The organism is Paenibacillus agilis (genome assembly GCF_007786455.1).
Lineage (GTDB): Bacteria > Bacillota > Bacilli > Paenibacillales > Paenibacillaceae > Paenibacillus_B > Paenibacillus_B agilis.
The window spans coordinates 2,152,707-2,176,302 of sequence record NZ_VNJK01000001.1; the positions used below are offsets into that span (position 1 = coordinate 2,152,707).

General features: G+C 41.8%; 14 protein-coding genes and 2 pseudogenes. 5 read left to right on the forward strand and 11 right to left on the reverse strand.

The window, feature by feature from the left end; genetic code table 11:
• Positions 1-20: 20 nt before the first annotated feature.
• The 3 genes and pseudogenes from FPZ44_RS09745 to FPZ44_RS09755 all read right to left on the reverse strand — a co-directional run bounded on the left by FPZ44_RS09745 (position 21) and on the right by FPZ44_RS09755 (position 2,469).
• A complete protein-coding gene (locus FPZ44_RS09745; RefSeq protein ID WP_144989680.1) occupies positions 21-1,097 on the reverse strand; it encodes a LytTR family transcriptional regulator DNA-binding domain-containing protein in 1,077 nt (358 codons plus the stop codon).
• Positions 1,098-1,390: 293 nt separating this feature from the next.
• Positions 1,391-1,570 (reverse strand): annotated as a pseudogene (locus tag FPZ44_RS09750) (response regulator); the annotation flags it as partial.
• A 410-nt stretch (positions 1,571-1,980) separates the two neighbouring features.
• Positions 1,981-2,469, reverse strand: a complete 489-nt coding sequence (locus FPZ44_RS09755; protein WP_144989682.1) for a DinB family protein — start codon at positions 2,467-2,469, stop codon at positions 1,981-1,983.
• A gap of 78 nt (positions 2,470-2,547) precedes the next feature.
• Between FPZ44_RS09755 and FPZ44_RS09760 the strand changes: the two genes are divergently transcribed.
• Positions 2,548-3,036 carry a DinB family protein gene (locus tag FPZ44_RS09760; RefSeq protein ID WP_144989684.1) on the forward strand — a complete coding sequence of 163 codons (489 nt, stop codon included), beginning with the start codon at positions 2,548-2,550 and terminating at the stop codon, positions 3,034-3,036.
• A gap of 241 nt (positions 3,037-3,277) precedes the next feature.
• On the opposite strand, the gene FPZ44_RS09765 is transcribed toward FPZ44_RS09760, so the two are convergent.
• Together FPZ44_RS09765 and FPZ44_RS09770 are read right to left on the reverse strand one after the other, a co-directional pair.
• Positions 3,278-3,688 (reverse strand): hypothetical protein, encoded by a 411-nt coding sequence (locus FPZ44_RS09765; protein WP_144989686.1) that lies wholly within the window; start codon positions 3,686-3,688, stop codon positions 3,278-3,280.
• Positions 3,689-3,960: 272 nt separating this feature from the next.
• Positions 3,961-11,142, reverse strand: a complete 7,182-nt coding sequence (locus FPZ44_RS09770) for a fibronectin type III domain-containing protein (RefSeq protein ID WP_186785982.1) — start codon at positions 11,140-11,142, stop codon at positions 3,961-3,963.
• 910 nt (positions 11,143-12,052) lie between these two features.
• Here FPZ44_RS09770 and FPZ44_RS09775 point away from each other — a divergent pair.
• The 3 genes from FPZ44_RS09775 to FPZ44_RS09785 all read left to right on the forward strand — a co-directional run bounded on the left by FPZ44_RS09775 (position 12,053) and on the right by FPZ44_RS09785 (position 15,181).
• Positions 12,053-12,457: a hypothetical protein gene (locus FPZ44_RS09775; RefSeq protein ID WP_144989690.1), complete on the forward strand. Its 405-nt coding sequence runs from the start codon at positions 12,053-12,055 to the stop codon at positions 12,455-12,457.
• Positions 12,458-13,027: 570 nt separating this feature from the next.
• Positions 13,028-13,969 (forward strand): arginase, encoded by a 942-nt coding sequence (gene rocF / locus FPZ44_RS09780; protein WP_144989692.1) that lies wholly within the window; start codon positions 13,028-13,030, stop codon positions 13,967-13,969.
• A 24-nt stretch (positions 13,970-13,993) separates the two neighbouring features.
• The gene (locus FPZ44_RS09785) at positions 13,994-15,181 is read left to right on the forward strand and encodes an ornithine--oxo-acid transaminase (RefSeq protein WP_144991773.1); all 1,188 of its coding nucleotides are present in this window, start codon (positions 13,994-13,996) and stop codon (positions 15,179-15,181) included.
• A 279-nt stretch (positions 15,182-15,460) separates the two neighbouring features.
• Here FPZ44_RS09785 and FPZ44_RS09790 read toward each other — a convergent pair whose 3' ends face one another.
• Entirely contained in the window at positions 15,461-16,363 is a 903-nt protein-coding gene (locus tag FPZ44_RS09790) for a prenyltransferase/squalene oxidase repeat-containing protein (protein ID WP_144989694.1), read from the reverse strand.
• 165 nt (positions 16,364-16,528) lie between these two features.
• Between FPZ44_RS09790 and FPZ44_RS09795 the strand changes: the two genes are divergently transcribed.
• The gene (locus FPZ44_RS09795) at positions 16,529-17,515 is read left to right on the forward strand and encodes an NAD(P)H-dependent flavin oxidoreductase (protein WP_144989696.1); all 987 of its coding nucleotides are present in this window, start codon (positions 16,529-16,531) and stop codon (positions 17,513-17,515) included.
• Positions 17,516-17,535: 20 nt separating this feature from the next.
• Here the strand turns inward: FPZ44_RS09795 and FPZ44_RS09800 are convergent, their stop codons facing one another.
• The 5 genes and pseudogenes from FPZ44_RS09800 to cydD form a co-directional block, all read right to left on the reverse strand.
• Entirely contained in the window at positions 17,536-18,204 is a 669-nt protein-coding gene (locus tag FPZ44_RS09800) for a DNA alkylation repair protein (protein WP_144989698.1), read from the reverse strand.
• A gap of 426 nt (positions 18,205-18,630) precedes the next feature.
• Positions 18,631-19,398: a nucleotidyltransferase domain-containing protein gene (locus FPZ44_RS09805; protein ID WP_144989700.1), complete on the reverse strand. Its 768-nt coding sequence runs from the start codon at positions 19,396-19,398 to the stop codon at positions 18,631-18,633.
• Positions 19,399-19,614: 216 nt separating this feature from the next.
• A pseudogene (locus FPZ44_RS26830) lies at positions 19,615-19,695 on the reverse strand (DUF6262 family protein); the annotation flags it as partial.
• A gap of 278 nt (positions 19,696-19,973) precedes the next feature.
• A complete protein-coding gene (gene cydC, locus FPZ44_RS09815; protein ID WP_144989702.1) occupies positions 19,974-21,701 on the reverse strand; it encodes a thiol reductant ABC exporter subunit CydC in 1,728 nt (575 codons plus the stop codon).
• Complete coding sequence (cydD, locus tag FPZ44_RS09820) at positions 21,698-23,530, reverse strand: thiol reductant ABC exporter subunit CydD (RefSeq protein WP_144989704.1); 1,833 nt, start codon at positions 23,528-23,530, stop codon at positions 21,698-21,700. Before cydD ends, cydC begins: the two co-directional genes overlap by 4 nt.
• Positions 23,531-23,596: the final 66 nt, after the last annotated feature.

Sequence of the window (23,596 nt, forward strand, 5' to 3'; positions counted from 1 at the left end):
TCTATTAAAAAAAGGCACCTTTAGATGCCCAAGGTCCCCTTTAACTCATCATATTTTCCTTTAGAAAGTGGAATGGAGCTTTTCTTGTCATCATCCAATATGAGACCAAAACTATTACGTGTCCATGTAATGACTTCACGCACTTTTTGCAAATTTACGATATAGGAACGATGACACCGGAAGAAACCAAGCGGTTTTAGTTTAATCTCAAGATCACTTAAGGAGAACACACAAGGGAAAGTTGCCCCTTTAACATGAAGGATGGATATCCCATCACTAGTTTCAATGAAATTGATTTCTGTTGGATCGAACAAGATGATCTTATCGTCCACCTTGGCGGGGATTTTCTCGACCCGAACGGGTCGAACTTCGATTGCTGTGGGCGGAAGTATTACATTTTGTGATGAATCTTCCACGGCGGAAGCAGTAATGTCCGTTTGAGCATCAGTCCCCGAATCATCGATAACATCCAATTTTTTGAACTCATGCTCATTCAGTCTGTATACCTCATTGGTGATGGAAATGGCATCAGCAAGGTAGGATGTTGTGATCAGAATGGCCTTTCCTTCGTTCAGAAGTTCCGTAAGTAATGATCGAATAATGATATGGCTTTCAATATCTACATTCTGCTCGGGTTCTTCCCAGATAAGTAACACAGGGTTATGTATAATCGTTTTCCCTAGATTCAATCGTTTTTTCTCGGAGAAGGTCAATGAAGAAATTTTGCTGTCTTTTTTGTCCCCTAGTCCAATTCGGTGTAATACTTCATCAATAGAGATGGTTGCGTGGTATAGCTCCTTATAAAAAGTGAGCGAATCCTTCACCTTAATCCGCCCGTAATGTCCATCATCCAGAAAGGATACGCCTATTTTATGTGCCTTTTTCTTAAAGGTCTGCGGTAAATTGTCGCCTTCGATAAGCACATGACCACTAGATGCAGGAATATCGCCTAGAAGCAGTTGAATTAATAAATGACCAAGTTCATTGTTACATTGTATAACGACACACTGGCCGCTCGTCATTCGCAGGTTTATCTCTGGCAATAGTAGTGCATTGCCCTGTCTCTTTATTAAATGCTCAATCGTAAGTACAGCCATAAATTTCTCCTCTCTACTCGAAAATATTTCCCCATGAGCATGCTAACTGGCAACAATAAAGCTGACAGCGTAATAACTGCGAATGTCCATTTAATTCTGCAACTATACAGGAGAACAAAAACATCGTCAATCCAAATTATTACACGAAAAAAGTCTAAAAAAAGCCTGGATATTGCTATTCTACATAGCTACTCCAGACTTTTCATTTTATTCAAAATGTGTTGCTTCATATGTGGATTTACGTGGTTTTACAACATCTTGATAAAAAACATCGACGCAAACATTTGATGACGAACAGCCCAGCCATCTAATTCACGCAACATAATGTCAAGAATCACTAGATGAACATCATTCTTTTCAAATATAAATAGTGCTTCTTTTCCATTTGCTGCTTCTATTACTTTATAGCCTTCATTTAATAAATAATCCTTTACGATTTCACGTAAGATATCTTCATCTTCTACAATTAAAATTGTTTTTTTTGCAAATACGCTGTCTCCTGTGAATTTATAAAATGATTATTTCTCCTTCTTAATGACTTCGTTATTTATATATCCATAGGTAGATACATTTAATCCCCGCCAATTAGAAGAGCTATTAATTAACAAAGAAAAATGCCTACTCCCGAGGGAATAGACATTTTCGCATTATAATTTATAATCTTTTACACGTCACATCAAGTATTCAATACAAAGATGAAGGCAGATAACGTTTTTGTATATTCTAATCCGAGAGGTTAAGGCGCTTCAGCGATAAGTGGATTCGCCACTTATCCTCGGAAGGATGTCCGCTTGATCCCGCATCTTGGAATGCTTCGGGATGACCAAGGGAGCGATTGCGACCTCAGCGTGAATTCGGAGAATCAGACTTCAATGGAAAACTTTCAATCGTTTTTATCATTTAGCAATTGTTTTTTCAGTAGCATTATCTGTCCAATATGATATGCATTATGAATACATAAATTTGATACGATTCCCCACCATGGAGCATTGAAGTATGTGGGGATTTCTGTTATTAATTTGAGATCTTCGCTTTCCTCAAGTGCCCTATTCCAACTATTAAAGATGATTTCAAGTCTCTGAAGGGTATTTTTCCACTCAAAATCATTAATAGAATGTGGAGTCACGTAAAACGTATCATCATTATTTATTGAACTTTTTAATTCAAATTGTTCAACGTTATATCGCTCGAGCCATTTCTCATTCCAAAAAATGAGATGATTCACTATCGACCAAATTGACTGTTCACTTTCATTCTTCCAAGCAGCTTGTGTTGCATTTAAATCTTTTAAAATCTCATGAAGAGGAATAAACCAGCTCTTATCGTTATAACAAGCGTTTAATTGGTCTATGAAAATAGATTTATAATTCATCCCTGTACCTCACTTCTCGATTAAGTCCTTGATTGTAGATTTGTGTATTACAAAAAATTGTAGATTGGTGGGATAGTTGTGGAAAAACAGGACTATGAGTGGGTAAAACAAGCAAGGCAGATTTTATTAGACCAGTGTAAGGAATTAAATGAAAATGAACTTACGAAAAAGTTTGAGTTTGGGTTCCAAAGTATAAAAGATTCTTTGATTCACGTGGCGGGCTGTTATCATGCTTGGCTTGGTTCTTATGTGCTATCAGAAACAGTAACACCGTTATTAAAAAAAGAAGTAATCAATGAAATGCGGATAGAAGATATTCAATGTTATTTTGAACAAGCGGATATCTTTGTAGATATGGTGTTTGATAAATATAACGATAAATTCGATGAAATTATCGAAAAAGAGCCTTCTTGGAAACCAGAAGTTGGAGCTTTAAGAAAAAACCCGCACCAATTACTAATCCATTCTATTACACATGAATTTTATCATAAAGGACAAATTGCAACGATGCTGCGTTTACTTGGTCATATGCCTAAAAATACGGACATATTAGGATTATCTGTATAATCGTGAGAAAATAGAATTAGTAGTATTAGAAGCATTTCATTCGTTATTCGTTTCAACATGTAACAAAGAGTGTCGAGGAGTGAAGTGTGTAACAGGATAATGTAACACTGGAGAATAATATAAAGTATCGTTGTGCAGCAGGAGCACTAGCTGAACCACAACGATTAAAACAAGAGTAAGACAACAAGCTACCCTGTTGGGTAGCTTGTTGTTATTTATAATATGTAACGTTCTTTCACCGTTACAGGATCTTGTATGTCACAGTAACTTTTAATACATCTTCATACATGAATGGAGCATGAAACTGTGTATATACGTTACCATCTTTTGTAGCAGTATATATGATCGAATGTGAATAAGAACCGATGCGGTTACCATTTCCGTCACTGAGCGTGAAAGAAACAGCACTGTCTCCCTTTAGTTGAATATGAACCCGCTGCCCTTTTTTCAAATACAATTGTTCTTTAGGAGAAGAGCCTCCGGTAGGGATTTCATATCGCTTAGTAAAGCTCTGGGCAGCAGACAAAGATTGCTTCATCGAGGATACGTGTGATTGTTTCTGGCTTGCATGCATAACACTCGTTTGTACTGTAGTAGTACCTATTAAACTTACTGCTAAGAGCATACTTGCCAACATCCTTTTTTGTAACATTCTAGCGCCTCCTTTAATTGTGTAACCGATACGTTTAATTAACCACTGTTTAAATTTGTATGCAACTATCACTATAAAGTAAGCACGTAGTGAGGGCTATAGGATGAACGAACTAATTCATAGTTTAGTAGTACGTAACCTATAGCGTTGAATTTACTAACCAGTTACTAACGTTTCCATTGCATGCTTATTCATACAGGCTGGGTTTACCTTTATTCTTGAACCTAAAAAAGAGAGTTATCTGCGTTAGATAGCTCTCTTTTTTAATCAATTTACTTCATGAACTCATTCATTCTATAAATCAGAGCAGCAGCTTCAGCTCGATTCAAGTGATTAACTGGACGAAAAGTTCCATCCTCATACCCCATTACCATATTCATGCCTGCTAGGAATCGTACATCCTCTTCTGCCCATGTTGATATGCGATCTTGGTCAGCAAAGGTTTTATTTCCCGCTCGTAATTCTTGCTTCATTGCCCTCACTACATTGGCCATGATTTTGGAAGCTTGTTCTCTGGTAACTAACTGGTCTGGAGTAAATTTCCCTCCTCCTATACCACTTACAAAACCATGTTCTACAGCAGCAGCGATTTCCGGAGCAAACCAATCCTTTGCCTCCACATCGGTAAATCCTGTTTCACTATTACCTTCCGTCTCCACTTTCAATAAACGAACGATTAATGCCGTAAACTCTGCTCGCGTAATGGATCGGTACGGTTCGAACTTCGTTGCACTCACCCCATGGATAACATTTTGCTCGGCAAGAAGGATAATTTGATTTTTGTTAAACGTACGATCGATGTCTTCGAAGTACACACGTATCTTCGTCAGTTCTGGAATTGGATCTGGTTTCACATCCGGTTTTATTTCGGGTTCCGGCTTCTTGGTGCCTTCTATTGGCTTCTTTGAATCAGTGTCTACCCAGTCGGAGGTGTTACTTGATTCTTCCTTTGTTAGAGTCGTTACTATCTTCACATCACTCTTCACACCATTCGAATTTTCGGTCCAGATGTTTACGGTGTACGTTTGTCCATCGTTAAGGCCTGTCCATTCATAGGAACGGGCTTTCCCTCGATAGATTTCTTTTCTATTGTGCTCGATCACAAATACTTCGTTTTGTGATGCAAGCGCCCAGTTCAGCTCAATTATATTCGTTCCCTTTGATTGTGCTGTAACGATAAAATCACTGCTTGGTAATGTTACAAAAACAGGCACCGCTATGGCATTACCATCCCCACCTTTATTAAACGGAACCACGCGGACATTGTCATATCGTTTCGCACTTTCTAAGCCGGTTAACATCACTTTGCTCATAGTCGTAGTGAGCACTAGCTTATCTCCGATATACACTTTATATCCTGTTGCCCCTTTCACCGCATCCCACGAGAGCTCATGCTTTCCTGTACCTAGATTGCTGGTTGTTGGTGGCACCAGTATGTTAGCTGGTAACGTTGTTACCGTAAACATATAGCCTTTATCGCTAAGCCCTGATCCGTTTGCGGATTTCACCTCAAAGGTGTACGTTTCCCCTGGTTCTAGACCCAAGATTTCATACGTAGCTGCCGTTACAGATACACGCTCATTTCCCGCTCCCTTTCGTTCAATCACATATTCGTCGGTACCTTGCACCGCTGGTTGTGGGAAGCTCACGACTACGCTATTTGGTGTAGCACCATATCCGATTTTGCTTGGCGCATTCGGCTTCGTCAGTACCGGATAGGTCATCGTCTTGCTCTTTTTGCCTTTGGCATTTTCCGTATGGAAAGATACGAGATGTACCTTACCTTCCTCAAGACGTTTCAGTTCGAACTGGTGGTCTTTTCCACGGTAAACTTCTTTCCCCTTGTAACTAATCACAAACGTTTCATGCGGATTGGGTAATGACCAGTTTAAGAAAACAGAATTCATCGATGGCTTCGTTTCTACCTTCAATCCATCGATAATAGGAAGTGTTTCAAATGGAGCGACTGGAATCGCTTTGCCTTCTCCCGCATCATTCAGTGGAATAATCCATAGTTGTTCTCCATAAGTCATTGCACTCTCCAGGTTATTAATCGTGACGGAAGTTTCATACGTAACCTCGACGACTGATTTTCCATGAATGATACGATATTGTTCAGCTCCGGTAACAGCATCCCACGAGATAACCACACTGTTCGTAGATATCTTCCCTGCTTGAGCTGGCGTGGTAACAGTTTTCGGCAGTGTTTTTGCTTTTAAAGTAAATGCATTATCACTCATACCAGAATCGTTCGACGTTCTCACTTCATACGTGTACGAAGTACCAGGCTTGAGCTCATTGTCCTCATACGTGCTTTCATTGGACGATAGGCGTTTGATCTCTTTTCCATCACGGAAGATGACAAATGTCTCTGATCCTTTCACTCCACTTTTAGATAGATTTAGCGTTGCAGTCGTATCGGTTACGCGGTCTATCATTGCAGTTTGAGGAGCAGCTGGTTTAGTAAGAACCTTGAGTGATAACGGTTCAGAAACAATCCCATCCTCATTCACCGCTCGTACTTCAAAAGTATAACTCGTACCTGCAGTAAGGTTGGGCAAAGTTGCTATCGAATCTGAAGTACTGTATACGCTGCCGGTCACGGTGTTCGTGATTTGGAAAGAAGCTGCTCCGATGACCCGCTCCCATGAAACTTTTGCGGTATTCGTTTCTGGGCTGACCTTTAGACTTCCTGCAGAAACGGCTTCCGTTTTCGTGGTGATCTCCATCTGGTAGGATTCACCTGAACCACTCGCATTGACTGCCCTTACGCCGTATGTATACTTTGTTCCAGCTTTCAAACCTTGATCTGTATACGTCTTATCGCTGGCAGGAACATGCCCAATCTCTACTCCATTTCGTTCGATAATGTAACGATCAGCGCCAACGACTTCCGTTTGCGTGAAATCAAGAGTCAACTGTGTCTTCTGAACCTCTTTAGCAGTTACTTTTACCGGCTTCTTTGGAATCGTCAATAAGGTAAACGCTTGCTCTTTGGAAGAGATGCCGTTTGCGTTTTCCGCCCGAATGGTCAGGTTATACGTTTCTCCATCAGATAAGCCTGTCAATTTCGTTGTTAGTTCTTTTCCGCGATAGAGCTCTTTGCCGCCATTCTCAATCACATACTGAACAGCTCCTGGAACCGTTGCCCATGATATCTCTGCTTGGTAAACGCTAGGCACAGTTTTCGGTACTTCCGGTGCGTTAGGCTTAGTGATCCAAGTAAACGCGGACTTCTTCCCTTCTCCTGTTGCGTTTATAGCATGCAAATGGAACGAATACGCTGTTCCAGCTGTTAACCCGGTAGCCTTGAATTCCGAAGATGTAGACGTCCCGACCACCTTTCCATTTTGGGTGACATTGTAGGAAGTTGCAGTTTTTACAGCATCCCATTTCAATCCGAATGTCGTTTCGGTTGTATCCGTCACTTTCACCTGGTTAGGTGCATACGGAAGAGTTAGGAAGCTCTTTGTCGCTACTCCTCCATAGCCAGCAGCATTTCCGGCTTGTACCGAATAGGAATACGTTTGGCTGCCAGATAAACCTACAGCCAACCATTCATTTGTTCCTACTTCCACAGTCTGACCGTTAATGAAAACTCGGTACTTATCCGCCCCTTGAACAGAATCCCATTTCAGTACCGAAGATGTTTCACCGACCGATTCTGCATATAGATTTACGGCTGTAGACGGGATCGTCATCCCCGTTACTTTTGTTCGGCTTCCGGCACCGCTCTTGTTCACAGCAAGCACTTCAAAAGCATGACTCGTTCCCGCTTGAAGACCGGTTACCATTAACTGATTTGTACCCGATGGTACAGTTCGATACGGTTTCCCGTCCATTTCAATGACATATTCGCTTGCCCCGCGAACCGAATTCCAGTTGAGACGCAAGCTGTTTGTGGTAGGATCGCTAACCGTTAACACTTCAATCTTGGTTGGCAGGGTCATGATGTTTTTCAATTCTGCTAATGCGCTTAATCCCGTTGCGTTTAACGCAGACAGGCTATAATTATAAGCGGTACCGGCTTCTAGTCCAGTATCCAAAGCCATATTCCATGGTCCGCCATAGATACTTAATCCATCCCTAAACACACTGTAATACGTAGCCGAAGTAACCGTATTCCAATGTAATTGGATGTCATGCTCGTTGATCTGCACCGTAGAGAATTGGTTTGGCGCATCTGGCAGTGATAAAAATCCTGCATTGCGGGAACTTCCCTCTCCACTTGCATTAATCGCACTAACAGAAATTGTATACTGCGTACCAGGTTGTAAACCTTTAATCGATTGATACACCGTGTCTGTTACCGTTTGATTAAATACCCCTGAACCTTTAGTGTCTCTTGCTACAATCCGATATTGTGTTGCGCTTTCTACCGGATTAAAGCTTGCCGTTGCTTCTCCATATAACGCACCTAGTTGATGTATCGATACATTGTCAGGAGCTTTTGGTAGCGTTAGAGCAGTTATGGTTGCAACAGGACTAGAACCCACATGATTTATAGCTTTCACTTCATAGATGTACGTCTTACCGCCTTCAAGAGCAGTATCCTTAATGGCGTTGTTCGGATGTGGAAGCATCCATACTTGTCCAGTGTTGACATTCTTAACTTCGTAGCTGTATCCGTCTGTATAAACAGAACCACCTGGAAGATCAAAAGCGACCCGAGCCGTTGATTCTGTCACCTGCGTTACTCGAACGTTAGATGGCATGTTTGGTATACGTTGAACCTTAAAGGCTTTCGATACCGTCTGGAATGCGTTACCTGCCGTATCTTCTACCTTTGCATGCACATACCATACTCCTTCTTTGTTAATCGAAATAGCTTGACTATTCGCGGTTGCCGTATCCCAACTGCTTGGCACTGTCGAACTGTTCGTGATCTTATAGAACCGCTTGTTAGCGTTGACGCCAGAATGTGTATCATTGAAATCTACCGTCACATCAATATCGTTCGCCGTCCAATCTTGAACGTGACTCACTGCAATTGTCGGATTTACGTTATCCACATAGATGTCCTTCTTAATTTCACTGCCCACATTCCCAATTCCGTCCTTTGCCCGCCCCGTTACCGTCGTGACTCCGTATTGAGTTACGGTACCGTTTGTGCCGGCTGTCCATGCACCGTTGTCTATTTTGTATTCGTATGATATAGCGTTAACATCGACGCTTCCCTCGATCGTAAAAGATACGGGCTTTTGCGTCCAACTAGATTCGCTTAGTGTAATACGTGGTTCACTAGGCGCTGTTTTATCAATATGTATTGTACTCATAACAGAAGGGCTCACGTTTCCTACTTGATCCAGCGTACGAGCGTATACCTCTGTAACACCTTCAAATGAAATGGAGACGGGTGGATCATAATCCATCCATACGCCTGTAGAACCGATTTTGTACTGGCTCTTGGCAATACCGCTCAATTCATCTGCTCCATTCTCGATGGTAAAGGCCACGGCATCTTTGGTCCAATTGGTATCGCTCAAAATAATCGTTGGCGAAGCTGGTCCGGATTTATCTACTTTTGTACTAGCAGTTGATTGTGGACCGATATTTCCTACATTATCGATTGTTTGAGCAAAGATTTCCGTACTTCCTTCCGTAGAAACCGTGAACGGGACTATGTATTCTTTCCACGCACCTGAAGTACCAATCTTGTATTGACTTTTCCTCACACCACTTTGGGGATCTGAACCATGAGTAAGCGTTACAGTAACTTTATCATTAGTCCAGCCCGATGGATTGATAGAAATAATCGGTGCATCTGGTCCTGTTTTATCAATATTGCTAACTTGATATACATGGCTGCTTATGTTGCCTGCGTTATCCTTCGTGGCGAAGGAGAATGAACCATTGGCAGTTGTGACATAAGAAGCCGAATCACCTGCAACCCAACTCGAATCTGGAAGTTGAATAGACTGGATACCTGTTTCATTATCGGAGCCCGCTCCAGTAAGAGTCACATTCCCTGATGTCCATCCTGTCGTACTAGGATTGATGATTAGGTTTGGTTGTATCACGTCTGTATACGGCTTATGTACAACAGTTGAAATATTCCCCTGATGGTCTACAGCTGCAACATGAACATAAAAGTTGCTTGATACTTGGTGTGGCCATGCAAAGCTTGTTCCGGTTGTCTCGACTACATTGTCCGGTATCGAGTTAGGATTGGTATCTACCAAAATAGAATACCCCTTCAATCCTCTTGTAACTGTGACTGGTAGATTATCAGACATTGTAGAAGCACCGCTCGGCGCTATACCCTGTATCTTATAGTTGTAAGTTGTTCCATTATCTCCTGCTGAAGGCGCCCATGTTATTTGGGGAATACGCTTAACAACAGAGACACCGAGATTATGTACGGGATGTGGAGCTGCATGATCAACAGCAGTCTTATCCTCATAGTCGGACAGGTATCCATCATAGATAAGATTATTATCTCGATATAAATTCACCCTAGTAGCATGGCCAAACTTTACATCATCGACATAAAGAGAACCATTTGTTTGCCAGAATAATCGTGGTTTTATGCCATACTTTATAAAGTCATATTCATCAGTTCTTGGCAAAACTGCATTGAGACTATAGGTTGTCCATTTTCCATCATTCGATAGTTGACGAACTGGAAAATCTACACCACCTTCGCCGTACCTTAATACAGGTTCCCCAGTGTAGAACTTTTCTTTTACTATAGTGAAGGTTTGCCCGTTCGGATAAGGTATTGCCCATGGTGCGCTATTCGCAGAAGATCGTTTGAACACTTTCCTTGTATCATCCCAATGGTAATACATAACTCCATATTCATAGTTTTGAGTATGTGATGAAACCAAAACCATTATCGTATTATCTGGTATGGAGATTATGCCTCCATCAACGTATGCGCTAAACTCATTGGGTGGAACATTCCAGTCTATACTATTACCGAACTTTACAAGTCTTCCATTACTATCGTTAAACGTATACCCTCTTTTATACCATCCGGTACCAGCACTAAAATAAAGTTGCGAGAAATTCCCCCCAGTTGACAGCGCTCGGAAGGTAATACTTATAGTCGAGCCACCAGGAATACTTTTTCCAGTATATTGATTAATACTCCAATCAGAATCTTTATGTGGATAGTTTATTAGGTTTCCGGTTCTGTTCGTTATCGTATCTGTTACCTTTAAAGCATTTCCACCACCTGGTGCAGATGTAATGGATTGATTTCCAATACCGCTCCAATATAAATTGGGTATCTCTTGACCAGGTTCAAAAGAAGTTTGGTTTAATACGTCAGATGGTTCCATTTCGACGCCCCACTCCATTTTAACGTGGTCACCTAATTGATAACCGTTCAGAGTTGGAGTAGCTGCAGCAGCATGCACTTTCCCAATACCTATTGGTAACAATGTTGTGAAAAGCGTTAGGCTCAGAAATATACTGGTATACTTACGCCCTCTCTTACGAAATAGCACGTGAAAGTCCTCCTTATTTATAAAATTGTCAAAGAACAGATGATGATTGCCATACACGCTTCGGCGACAACAAAAAAAGCACCCCGCACATAGGACTAATCCCATGTACGAGGTGCTTCCCCGTTACCGTGTTTGCAATTATCACAATTATAATACGAACGTTAAATATTGTAAACAACTTAAAATGTGAGGTTTTTGTGCTTCACATTTCTAAAATAGAAGAGCACCTTTGGAAATTTTCAGCACTCTCAACTAACCTTTATATTGAAGATGATTTCAAATTTGACGTATGAGGTACAGATAAACATGTGACAAAACTTGAAATGTATGGAATTTTTGATTGTTATATGCTATTTTTATTCTTAAGTCCAAAACACCTCTGTCTGTCATATAAAAAAATTTGAGGCCAATTTATCTCCGCTGATTCCATCTATTGCGATATATTTGCTGACTCCCAATTTTATCTAAGATAAGGGGGGGTAGCTCTTCCAGTAATGAAATTCCCCCACCATCTCCACAAGTGCACCTAAATGTTATTTTTCGATCCAATCCCTTTCATGTATATAAAGAAATCCTCCAAGTTTTTATAGCATTCTCTTAATTCCATAATGCGTCAATTAACAATGCCAAGCAGTAATGTCCTTATGTTTACGTCTTGATAGCTTTTACATTTTTGGGTCCGCAGCATTTTGAATCGGATAGGCACGGAGACAACTTTGCAGCCACAATGTTGAATGATATGGATATCTGCTTCTTAAGTACCAATAAATTACAAATAATCCTACAAAATAGGCAGTTGGCATTATTCACCTTTTATTTATATTAATGGTAATATAAAGGCACTTGGAATTTTATTAGACACAAGAGGGTAACGGTATTAAAAAAATTTGAAAAGGAAGTGTGACGCATTATGAAAAAAATGTTCGCATCCGTACTTGCAACAACTCTCTTACTTTCTGCGGCTGTTCCAGCTTTTGCTCAAAACAGCACACAAGCTGCTGCTCCAGCAGTTGCAAGTGTTGTCAAGCCTGAGTCGATATCTACCCAATCCACTTATTTCTTCACTAAGGTTTCTTGGAGAACTGTTCCTGGCGCAACTAGCTATGAGTTTTTCGTATACAAAAATGGCAGCCTGCTTGAGTGGGGAACACAAGGAGTTGGAGTGAATGGTCAAAACAGAAATGTTGGGACGCAGGAATTCAGCGCCTACGAAGTAAAAATTAACGCGATTGGTCCAAGCGGCAATCTGCTTGCTTCGGGCTCAAGGACATTTGTGGCTCTGACAAGCTCCCCTTCAATTAACATTCCTCTGTAGTCTAAATCAGGCTGCCGGATAAACAAGTCGGGTTGTAGATTTATTAGGAAAATGTTACATCAAAAAAACTCAAATAGGCTGCCAATACGGCAGCCTATTTGAGTTTTTTTGATAATCTTCTTAGCTCATGAATACTCTATTTAATCAATTCAACTACACGAAGCACCTCTACTCCTAAAAGCTAACCAAGCTTTTCTCTTACGTTACCCCATATTTGATAATTTCCAGTTATACCTTTATTGGTTCTTCAGATCGTTTGTTAACATATACACGCTTTATTTTGTATGATTATTCAAAAAGCCATTTTATTAAACATTGGTTAACAATTTACAGCATGTCTTCATATGATAAGGTAGAATTAAATTATGAACCATCCTCCCGTATACTGGGCATTTTGCATAGAAATACAACTTTTAGTATTTAAATTTTTAGCTGTTAAATTTACATTATTTTCTGATATACTAGTACCGAATCGTAAGGCAACACACTTATTTTATCTTTGCAACAGCTTATTATCTCCACCGTTCTTGTTTGTTTCATATCCACGAGCATAGGAAAAGGAGCAATCACATGACAAACAACGCTGTATCTTTATTAAGTGTGCCATTCGGATTAGGCGGTGCTCGTCAAGGAGCAGAGCTTGGTCCAAAGGCCTTGATCGAAGCTGGAATCATACGCCACTTAACGAAGTTGAACATCCAAGTTATAAATGAAGGAGAAGTCGTCCTTCCTCCCATCGCTGCAGCCTCAGAACTATCCGCAATTGATACTGGTACTAAGCAATTTGTAAGCGCATCCACAAATCTTAAATATCTAGATGAAATCATCATGTTGAATACAGCTACGGCTGAGAGAGTAAGTAATATTGTCCAACAAGGGCACTTTCCCCTCATCCTTGGTGGAGATCATAGTATCTCCATAGGAACCATTGCAGGTATTAGGCGACATTATCGCAATTTAGGTGTTATCTGGTTCGATGCCCACGGTGATTTGAATACGGAAGCGACAAGTCCAACGGGAAATATTCACGGTATGTCGCTCGCTGTTAATCTTGGTCAAGGCCATCCTTTGCTCACCCAGATTCAACAAAGTGCTTACCCAATTGATCCGAGCAAGGTCGTCATTATCGGTGCCAGATCGCTCGATCAAGGAGAGCGCGAATATATTCGCTCCTTCGGTGTCACCTGCTTCACGATGCATGATATCGACCGTAAAGGCATGATGCGTGTTATGGAAGAAGCACTCGCTATCGTAGGCAACGGTACAGACGGCGTACATCTCAGCTTCGACATCGATAGTCTAGATCCGCACGAAGCACCAGGTACTGGGACACCTGTTCAAGGTGGTGTGAATTATCGTGAAGCTCATCTTGCCTTGGAACTCATGCACGAATCGGGACTCATTACCTCTGCAGAGTACGTTGAAGTCAACCCAACCTTAGATCATGACAAACGAACTGTTCGTCTTGCTAATGGGCTCATCTGCTCTCTGCTCGGCCAAACCATTTTATAATTCCTTATAAGGAGCGGATTGATGATGAATAAATCTAAGCAGATTATCGATCAGACTGAACAGTACGGAGCCCGCAATTATTATCCTTTGCCTATCGTGATCTCGCGAGCAGAAGGAGTCTGGGTCGTTGATCCTGAGGGCAAACGTTATATGGATATGCTGAGCGCTTATTCCGCCTTGAATCACGGGCATTGCCATCCAACCATCATTCAAGCGCTCAAAGATCAAGCCGACAAAGTCACGCTAACTTCAAGAGCCTTCTACAACGATCAGCTTGGTCATTTATATGAACAGTTGTCTACCCTCACAGGAAAAAAATTAATTCTCCCCATGAATACAGGTGCAGAAGCCGTGGAAACTGCAATTAAGGCGGCACGAAGATGGGCGTATGACAAAAAAAAGGTTCCTGATAATGAAGCGACGATTATCGTATGCGAAGGGAATTTCCATGGGCGCACGGTCACGATAACGTCATTCTCTTCCGAGGATGCTTATAAGCGCGGCTTCGGACCTTTCACTCCAGGATTCGTCACCATTCCATACGGTGATATCGAGGCATTAGAACAAGCGATTACCGCAAACACCGCCGCATTTTTAGTGGAACCGATTCAAGGTGAAGCCGGAATTATTATGCCAGAGCACGGATTCTTGCAAGCAGCTCGGGAGCTATGCAGCAAGCATAATGTCTTATTTGTCGCCGACGAAATTCAGACAGGGCTTGGTCGTACAGGAAAAATGTTCGCTTGTGACTGGGAGGAAGTTGTTCCGGATATGTATATTCTCGGTAAAGCATTGGGAGGAGGTGTAATTCCCGTCTCTGCCGTAGCTGCTGATGATGAGGTGCTAGGCATTTTTAATCCAGGCTCACACGGTTCTACTTTTGGTGGCAATCCACTAGGAAGTGCCGTAGCCGTAGCGGCCCTGCAAGTGCTGCAAGATGAACAACTCGTCAAGCGCTCTCTTGGACTAGGTGATTATTTCATCACGGCATTACGTAGCATTCAATCCCCGCTCATTAAGGATATCCGTGGTAAAGGACTGTTTATCGGGGTTGAGTTGACAGAATCGGCTAGACCGTATTGCGAACAACTGCAACGCTTAGGCGTGCTTGCAAAAGAAACGCATGACAACACCATTCGCTTCGCACCTCCACTTGTCATTACACAAGACGAATTGGATTGGGCCTTGGAACGGATCAAACAAGTCCTGTAGAATAGCGTTCTAGACGTTTACTATAAGATGAAAATAAGCTGTCTCCCATTTAACTGATTGACTTTCGTAAGTCTTTAAGATGGGCAAGACAGCTTTATCCTGTAAATTAAACATGTAATAAATGATTACGTTTATTAGCTGCTTTCTCTAGTACGTTTAAACTCCATCCAAGACATTCATTTTCAATTGCAGAATCAATTTTTGATCCGAATAACCCGGTCTACCATATCTTTCGAGACTACTAAACACGTATATATGTACCCCACCGAGATTTAACACTTACGTTCCCATTCGTTCGATCACATAGTCCAATTGTCTGGTCAGATAAGGCGAAACAACATCAACGCTGGACACTGCTTCTAACAAGGGAAAAGTTTCTCCACTCCAGGGGCCTTGAGGATCAAAAATTTGTCTACCGCTTCGTATGCCTCCTGCTGTGATTAATGGATTCAAGCGATCCAATCCTTCTCGAAGCAATGCGACTGGCAGTGGTTTGTTCCTGCGCCGGGACCATTCCACCAAGAAGAACATCCCGCGTAAAATATCATATTCAAAAAACCTTGGAAAGCAGGGCTTCAGCCAGTTCATATCAATGACACCCTCATTTTGTTTCGAGCAAACAAGGCGATGCTCCATTAAATAACGTGCGCCTTCATCTAAAAAAGAAGCTTCCTGCTCAGTAAATTCACGGTCCGTATAAAATAAGATAGCTTCAAGTGGAGGAAGTGTTGAAACTATAGAGCTTTTTCTAGAATGTGTATAAGCTTCAGAATCGCAGTTCAGGCCGCCATCAGGAAGTTGATGTTTTAAGATCCATTCACGAATCCAAGGGAGTTCCTTGTCCAAATCACAGCCATACGCCATTAAAATCATATAAAATACGGCAAGTTCGCAGTGGCAGCAATCCAACTTCATCTTATCGCTTTTACTTATTGGATGATCATCCGCGGATATGATAAAGATTGGCCAAACCTGGTCTTTGAGTAGGTTTTTAGCTCTGAGGATAGCAGATTTGGGAATTCTACTCACTTCTCCCATTTCATAAAGTGCGGCCATACGCCACCAAGCTCCATCCCATTTACGACGAGTGTATTCGCCATGATCCTTCGTAAAATTGGGTGCAAATTCAAGAAATTTTATAGATTCTTCAATTGCCAATGAAATGGTTCGATTTGTTTGCATCAGGTATCTCCTTTTGGTTAGCTCAGCTTCACGATTCAGTAAAGTTACTTTATGACACTTCATTTTTCCTGCTTAAAATTTGATCTGTCGTTCGCCTATCCTTCTTTTCAGCATTTTTTGTAATTTTTATCGTAAAAAATATGAACTACGAGAGGATGAGTTTGATTGTCTACACAGTTACCTCAAGCAGTGGCTCAGCAACTCCATTTACCTGTAATCGTCGCCCCTATGTTCCTTATTTCCAGTCCTAAAATGGTTATCGAAAGCTGCAAAGCCGGACTCATCGGATCATTCCCCCTTTTAAACGCACGTACAGCCGATGAACTTGACGAATGGATGCAGCATATAACGGACGCGCTCTTCGTCGCAAAGAACAAAGAGCCTGAACAAAAAATCGCACCGTGGGCCGTCAATCTTATCGTTCACCACTCGAACAAGCGCTTCGAAACCGACCTCGCCCTAATTATGAAACATAAGCCACCGATCGTCATTACGTCGCTTGGCGACCCGCAGCCGATTGTTGATGTCGTCCATCAATATGGCGGGCTCGTGTTTTCCGATGTCAGTACACTTAAACATGCTCAAAAAGCCGCGCAGCGCGGCGTAGACGGACTTATCCTTGTCTGTAGTGGTGCTGGTGGACACGCGGGGACGATTAATCCGTTCGCCTTTATGGCTGAAGTCAAAAAAACATGGCAAGGTATCACTATTCTAGCTGGTAGCATTTCAAATGGGCAGGATATTTTGGCCGCCAAAGTGCTCGGCGCCGATCTTGCTTACATGGGCACCCGTTTTATCGCTACAACCGAGAGCTTTGCCCATGATGATTACCAAACGATGCTTATCGATTCCACCCTTGATGATCTAATTTACACCGATGCCATTAGCGGTGTAAAAGGAAACTATCTTATTCCGAGCATTCGCAATGCCGGACTCGATCCTGCTAAGCTGAATAAGAAGGATAACGTCGACTTCTCTCAACTTAACGCAACCAACGCCAAAGCGTGGAAGAACATTTGGTCAGCCGGGCAAGGCTTGGGCGCTATCCAACATGTCGCTACTGTCACACTAGTCGCTGAGGAATTAAAGCAGCAGTATAAGGAAGCGTTAGATGCCTTGCAAATGGAGAACATATCGAAAAATCAAAACTAGATTCGAAGGTGTAAAGGTAACTATTTATTTTGTCGTTTGTTAACTTCAATCGTAATGAACTCGGGTAAATAGCTGGGAGTACATCCTTTTGCTACTATTTCATCTTTGTAAAGACCCGTTTTCTCACCAAGTTTAATACAACGTGCACGATTTTTTTCATCATAAACGCCTATCCAGCCTGCGGTGAAATTCATAGCCCATTGAACTTCCGGTTCTTCCTGCGTAATGTTAGCTTCTAATTTAGATAGTAAGTCTGCGGTGTTATCAGGCGGTGCTTGTCCAGTCCATCTCAATCGCGCTTGATAATACCAGAAGGCTCGCCTTTGAAGAGCAGAAGGGCTATTTTCCCATGACTCCATCAATGCGATTGTCTTCTTGTCTTTGGTGAGCTGATTAGCCATTAACCAATCCATTAAGTTATTTCGCTCATCAAAAGTGTGAGTCTGCATATTCTTATCAAGCTTATTTAGCACTTCTTGTGAAAGAAGTTTTTTATCCATAATTAAGATTGCTAATAGTCTGGGCAAAAACTCTTCGGTTGTCCAAAGTTCCATAGCTAGTTCGTGATCTTTTTTAATGTCCTTTGCGATTTTTCGTAAGTCGCCTAGCTTAGTTTTACTGTTGATCTGAGGCAGAATGTTTTCTATTTTTGCAGAACGTTTTATTTCTGTACCTTTATATTCATTCATTTTATACAACTCCTTTATTAAAGCACTGTTTCATAATATGTCCTTGATGGGATATATCAAGAACTTAATTTCGTTATAGGTCTTATTGCAGTGGTTCGCCTCCAAAGTTTACCTTTTTATTATTGTAACATTATTAAAGCTTTCTCCAACTACTGCCAGTCTAAAACTTTATTATCCTAGTTTATCAAGAGCTAAATATAAAAAAGTCAGATATAATAAAGGGTTCCACATATTAGTCATGAATAATATGTGGAACCCTTTATTATATTTAACTATCGTCTCCCGTTAGCTCAATAGTCTTATCTTTTAAGTCGCTGCTTATAGTTGTGAGGCTTGCCGAACACCTAAGGCAGTGACGTCCCGACGGACTTAGGGGCTGGATGTGGTCACTCGCTTCTCAGAGTGACCCGGAGCGTCAATATGGTGTTAGCCGAAGGAAGTTCTGGAAGCAGCCATTGCATTTAAGGCGTTCTCAAAATAGCTATATACTTCATCTGCAATTCCCAGAAACTCTTCAACAAGTACATTACTATCCAAGTAACAAGCATACAGATAATCAACTAAAGTGGAGTCAATCTCACAATAGTTTAAAATGGCATTCTTCATCTTAATAATGTCATCTTGCCATACACCTTCATCTTCTAAAACCAAAGAGTATAATGCACGAATTAATCTCTTAGAGTAACCTTTAATATATCTAGTTTTCATTGTGTTATCACTAGCATTAGAAAGTAAACTATGTATACGATCTACTTCCTCCTTGGTCTCTGTATTTAAGTCTAAAATGAACTCTGGAGAAATAATTATCGGTGGTACTTTTTCACCAACGTCATGACCATATATGCAAACACAAATTATCTTTACCCAAAAACCCCACTCATTTGGTCTACTTAATACATCGTCAATCGAGCAAATTATCGTATCAATCTTAGTTAATACTGGATATTCTTCCAAAAGCCTGTCTTTAATATTTGACAATCTTTCGTAATCAATATCTTTGGGATTTACACATACAATAGTAAAGTCTGCATCTGACTTAAAAGGTTTAGCAGTTCCTTTTGGAATCGAGCCACACATATAAATGCTATGAATCTTACCTTTAAATTCGGTAAGTATATTATCTATATACTTATCAACAAAATCCTTATATTCACTTTGTATTACAATTCTATTTATAACTTTTTCTAATATCATATAGACTCCTCCTAAACTAAGAACTTCTTTCGGCTAACGTCTTTTTGCGAACTTCGTAAATTCGTCATGACTTAAGTTATTCGCGAAACCATTCAACTATCCTGCCAGTTAGTTGAGCAAAGAACCGCAATAAGACTGTTTCTTCTTCGGTATTTCAACTTATTGCTCAAGTATCCTACCTAGTTCAGCTCAAGCACGAGAGGGAAGAGCATTGTGTCAGATCTTTTGATAGACCTCCGCATACGAAAACTTAAGTTGTTCTCGCAATTGTTTATTTTCTTCCTCTAGCTTTTTAAGCCATATTTAATAATTCTTTTAAACAAAAAAATAGAGGAGATTAGCTCATATATTGAACTAACCATCCTCTATTTACATTACTTCAATTAACCCGGTCTAATACTATTTTTTCTCTGGACATTTCAAATGAATTTTGACACAAGCCATTCTCTCTTCTCTATTATCCTTTTTTATGCGGTCCTGATAGTACATACTATGTGGTTAATTTAAAGTCTACCTATGACTTTCGAACACTTCTCAACCATCACACAGATAAGCCACTTACTAACTAGTCTTTTTTACAATCCATCTTCGCCAATCATTTGCTGTTCGATTTTCTTCATCTCATAAAAATAGCCTTTTTGCTCCATCAATTCCGAATAGGAACCCATTTCGACTACCTTGCCTTGGTCCATAACCAAAATTTGATCCATCTCTTCTAATCCCGTAAGCCGATGACAAATCAGGAGAAGTGTATCATTAGCGGCTTGTGCGTAGAGATGCTGCAAAACATGCTGCTCTGTCACATAATCCAGCGAGGAAGTAGGTTCGTCCAACAGCCATAAACGTCCTTTGCGGAGCATTGCCCGTGCCAGAGCCAGCCGTTGCTTCTCGCCGTCTGACAGGTTCTCCCCTTTTTCATACACCATATCGGTCAACGATTTACTCGACAGCTGTACTTTATCCAGCACATCCAACAATTGTTCGTCAGTATGTTCTTCTTCATTTAGCAGCAAGTTGTCACGGATCGTTCCTCGGAAGAAATGACTTTGCTGCAGCACCACATTAGCCGAATTCCATATACTCGTCTCATCCAGTTCCTTCACTGAAACGTCATTCAATCGTATATCGCCAGCAGTTGGAGTACGCAGCTTGAGCAGCAAATCGATAATCGTTGATTTGCCTGACCCGCTCGGCCCGACAATCGCCGTTTTGGAGCCAGGTAAAATATGCAGGGACATGTCCCTAAGCGCTGGTCTCCATTCTCCTTCATATTGAAACGTAACGCCCGATAGCTCAATCGAAACAGCATCATCAACAGATAACGCGCCGCTTGGTTGCGAAGACTGCACATCAAAGGTCGGTACCGTTTCTGTTAGCCGTGTGGCTGCATGTTCGCTATCTTGCTTATACGCAGGTAATGTGGCCATTGCGGTCGCTTCTTCAAATACGGTTAGAGCAGCCATGACCAGCATGGCAAGAAATACGCCAGCAAGTGCCCCGTCCATAATTAAATAAGCACCAAGCGCCAGCACACCCCATGAAATAAGAAACGTAACAAAAGCGTGCATCGATTGCCCGCGCAGCAAGTGCTCAGCTGCTCGTTGCTGCTCGGTTACCAACAAAGTAGAAGCCTCCTGAAGCTGTTGCTCCCGCTGTGCCAATTGCCCGTATACTTTTAAATCCCGAAAACCATATAATACTTCGGTAACTTCCGTGGAAAGCAATGCCCGTTGCTGTCGAACACGCCCATGAATTTTCCGCTGACCTAACAAAACAATTGCAGGCACTACCAGTGCCGTTGCCAGCATTCCTAGTACAAACAAGCACGCAATCCAGAACGAAAAGGCAGAAGTAAACAAGATCGTAGCCAAAAATACCATGATGACGATGATCGGCGGATAAGCGACTCGCAAAAAATAATGCTGCAAGCTTTCTACATCCCCAACGATCCGTGCAAGCAAATCTCCGCTTCGATGTTTGTTAAATATCCCCGGCGTTACAGGAATAAGCTTGGCAAAAAAGGATGTACGTAAACGACTAAGTATCGAGAACGTTGCCCGATGAGAATATAAGCGTTCTCCGTATCGACTCGCCGCCCGAAGCAGGCCAAGTAGTTTGACCAGCGATGTGAGTACAATAAGTGTGTAAAGTGGTGGCGCAAATACCGTTTGCGAGATCAAATATCCGCTAGTGGAAAAGAGTATCACACCAGCTATGCCGGCGATAAATCCGCCCAAAATCGAAAGGACGATATCCTTGCGCTCCTGAAGCATAGCTTTTGACAGAACTGCTAGCTCATTCATGCTAATCCTCCTCCTCCTTTGCGTTGGACATCGACCATTTCAGCATACTGAGGTAGGCGCTCTAGAAGTTCGTCATGTTTTCCCGAATCCACTAACATTCCATTGTCCATAAATAAAATGTTATCGGCATGTTGAATCGTATATAATCGGTGAGCTACCGTAATCATCGTTGCCGTTTTTGCCAGCTCGGCAATGGAACGCTGCAATACCCGCTCGGTATGCAAATCCAGTCCTACTGTAGGTTCATCAAACAATATGATGGCAGGTCGCTTCAAAAAAGCACGTGCCAAGGCAAGTCGTTGTTTTTCCCCACCCGACAGCCCCCTGCCTCCTTCACCAACAAAGGTATCCAAGCCCTGCTCCAATTGAGCAACAAGTTCAGTAAGTCCGGCATCCTTGGCTGCCTGCTCAATTTGAGCCCTTGAGACGTTACGACCAGCACCAATCGAAATATTTTCAGCAAATGTTCCTGCAAAAATATAGGGATGCTGTGTGATGTAGCTAACATTTTCGAACCATGCTGTCTCATCGTATTGCGAAAGTGGGATTCCATTTACCCAAACTGTTCCCGATTCAGGTTTCAGCAAACCGGCAATGAGATGCAGTAAGGTTGTTTTGCCGGAACCGCTTTTTCCAACAATAGCAATGTGTTCGCCCGGTTCAAGGGAGATGAGTCCTGCTTCAAGCTCAAATGAATCAGGTGCATATTTAAAACGGACATGATCCAGTTCAATGGATGGTGGCATGGGTTGAAGCACTGCATGAGCTGTCTGGGACTTATCTACCTGTTCCATTCCATCGCTGCCAATGCTAGATGCGTCTGCTTCAGAATCTGCTTTTTCCTTGCCATTCAAACTGCTGCTCTCCCCTTCTGTTTCAGCAAGCATTTGTTCCACCTTACGAATGGCTCCCATACTTGTTCGTCCACTATGAAAAGCTGTTCCCATATTCTTTAATTGGCTGTAAAACTCAGGGACGAGCAGTAAAACGAGAAAGGCGGTGTGGAACGTCATCGATTTGAACACGAGTAGTTGGATTGCCAATTCTAGAGCAACAATACCGATGCTTAACATCACGATCGATTCCAGCATGAAAGTATTCGTAAAAGCAACCTTCAAAATACCCATCGTTGCATCACGGTAACTCAAGCTGCTGCGCTCAATCTCCTTCTGTTGACGGTGAGCCCGTCCAAATATTTTCAACGTAACCAACCCTTGAAGAGAATCCAGAAACGTACCTGAAAACTGGGCCAGTTCCGCATATTTTTCTTCTGATTTGTTCTTTGTTTTTAGCCCTACCAAAATCATGAATATCGGAATAAATGGAGCTGTAAACAACATAATGAATCCTGTGTTGGCATGTTGGGTAAATGTAACGACCAAAATCAGAATCGGGATGATAGCAGCTTCCATCATACGCGGCATGTACAGACTGAAGTAACTGTCAGCCTCATCCACAGCATCCAGCGGAATACTGACCTTCCCTCCTGTCTGTCCGCGAAGGGTTGAAGGCATGGAAGCATGGGTCAAGCTTTGCAGCACGGCTGCTCGCATATTCGTCTTGGCAGTGGCGGCCATATGCAAGCCAACTTTGCCGTTTCCATATGACAGCAATGTGCGTACTGCCATAACAGCTAGCAATATAGTGAGCAACAAGATAAGCGATGTTAATGAAGCTTTCTCCACAAAAATCCGCTGCACTGCTTCAGCGAGCAGAGCAGCCTGACTAACAATAGCCACACCAAGCGCGAGCGAAATGACCGTGAGGAGGGCCATGTTTTTCCGTTGTGAAGACATTTGCTGAGCAATCAAACTTGATTTCCTCTTCACAGATCTCTCCTCCTTTGTATAAGTCCACATTCGGGTCTGTAGAGAAACCTCTAACAGACCCGAATA

Excerpts from the sequence above, each read along its gene's own strand:
- FPZ44_RS09800 (WP_144989698.1), bottom strand. The coding sequence starts at position 18,204 with ATGAATGAATATAAAGGTACAGAAATAAAACGTTCTGCAAAAATAGAA.
- FPZ44_RS09785 (WP_144991773.1), top strand. The coding sequence starts at position 13,994 with ATGAATAAATCTAAGCAGATTATCGATCAGACTGAACAGTACGGAGCC.
- cydC (WP_144989702.1), bottom strand. The coding sequence starts at position 21,701 with ATGAATGAGCTAGCAGTTCTGTCAAAAGCTATGCTTCAGGAGCGCAAG.
- FPZ44_RS09790 (WP_144989694.1), bottom strand. The coding sequence starts at position 16,363 with ATGCAAACAAATCGAACCATTTCATTGGCAATTGAAGAATCTATAAAA.
- FPZ44_RS09765 (WP_144989686.1), bottom strand. The coding sequence starts at position 3,688 with ATGTTACAAAAAAGGATGTTGGCAAGTATGCTCTTAGCAGTAAGTTTA.
- FPZ44_RS09805 (WP_144989700.1), bottom strand. The coding sequence starts at position 19,398 with ATGATATTAGAAAAAGTTATAAATAGAATTGTAATACAAAGTGAATAT.
- rocF (WP_144989692.1), top strand. The coding sequence starts at position 13,028 with ATGACAAACAACGCTGTATCTTTATTAAGTGTGCCATTCGGATTAGGC.
- FPZ44_RS09745 (WP_144989680.1), bottom strand. The coding sequence starts at position 1,097 with ATGGCTGTACTTACGATTGAGCATTTAATAAAGAGACAGGGCAATGCA.
- FPZ44_RS09775 (WP_144989690.1), top strand. The coding sequence starts at position 12,053 with ATGAAAAAAATGTTCGCATCCGTACTTGCAACAACTCTCTTACTTTCT.
- FPZ44_RS09755 (WP_144989682.1), bottom strand. The coding sequence starts at position 2,469 with ATGAATTATAAATCTATTTTCATAGACCAATTAAACGCTTGTTATAAC.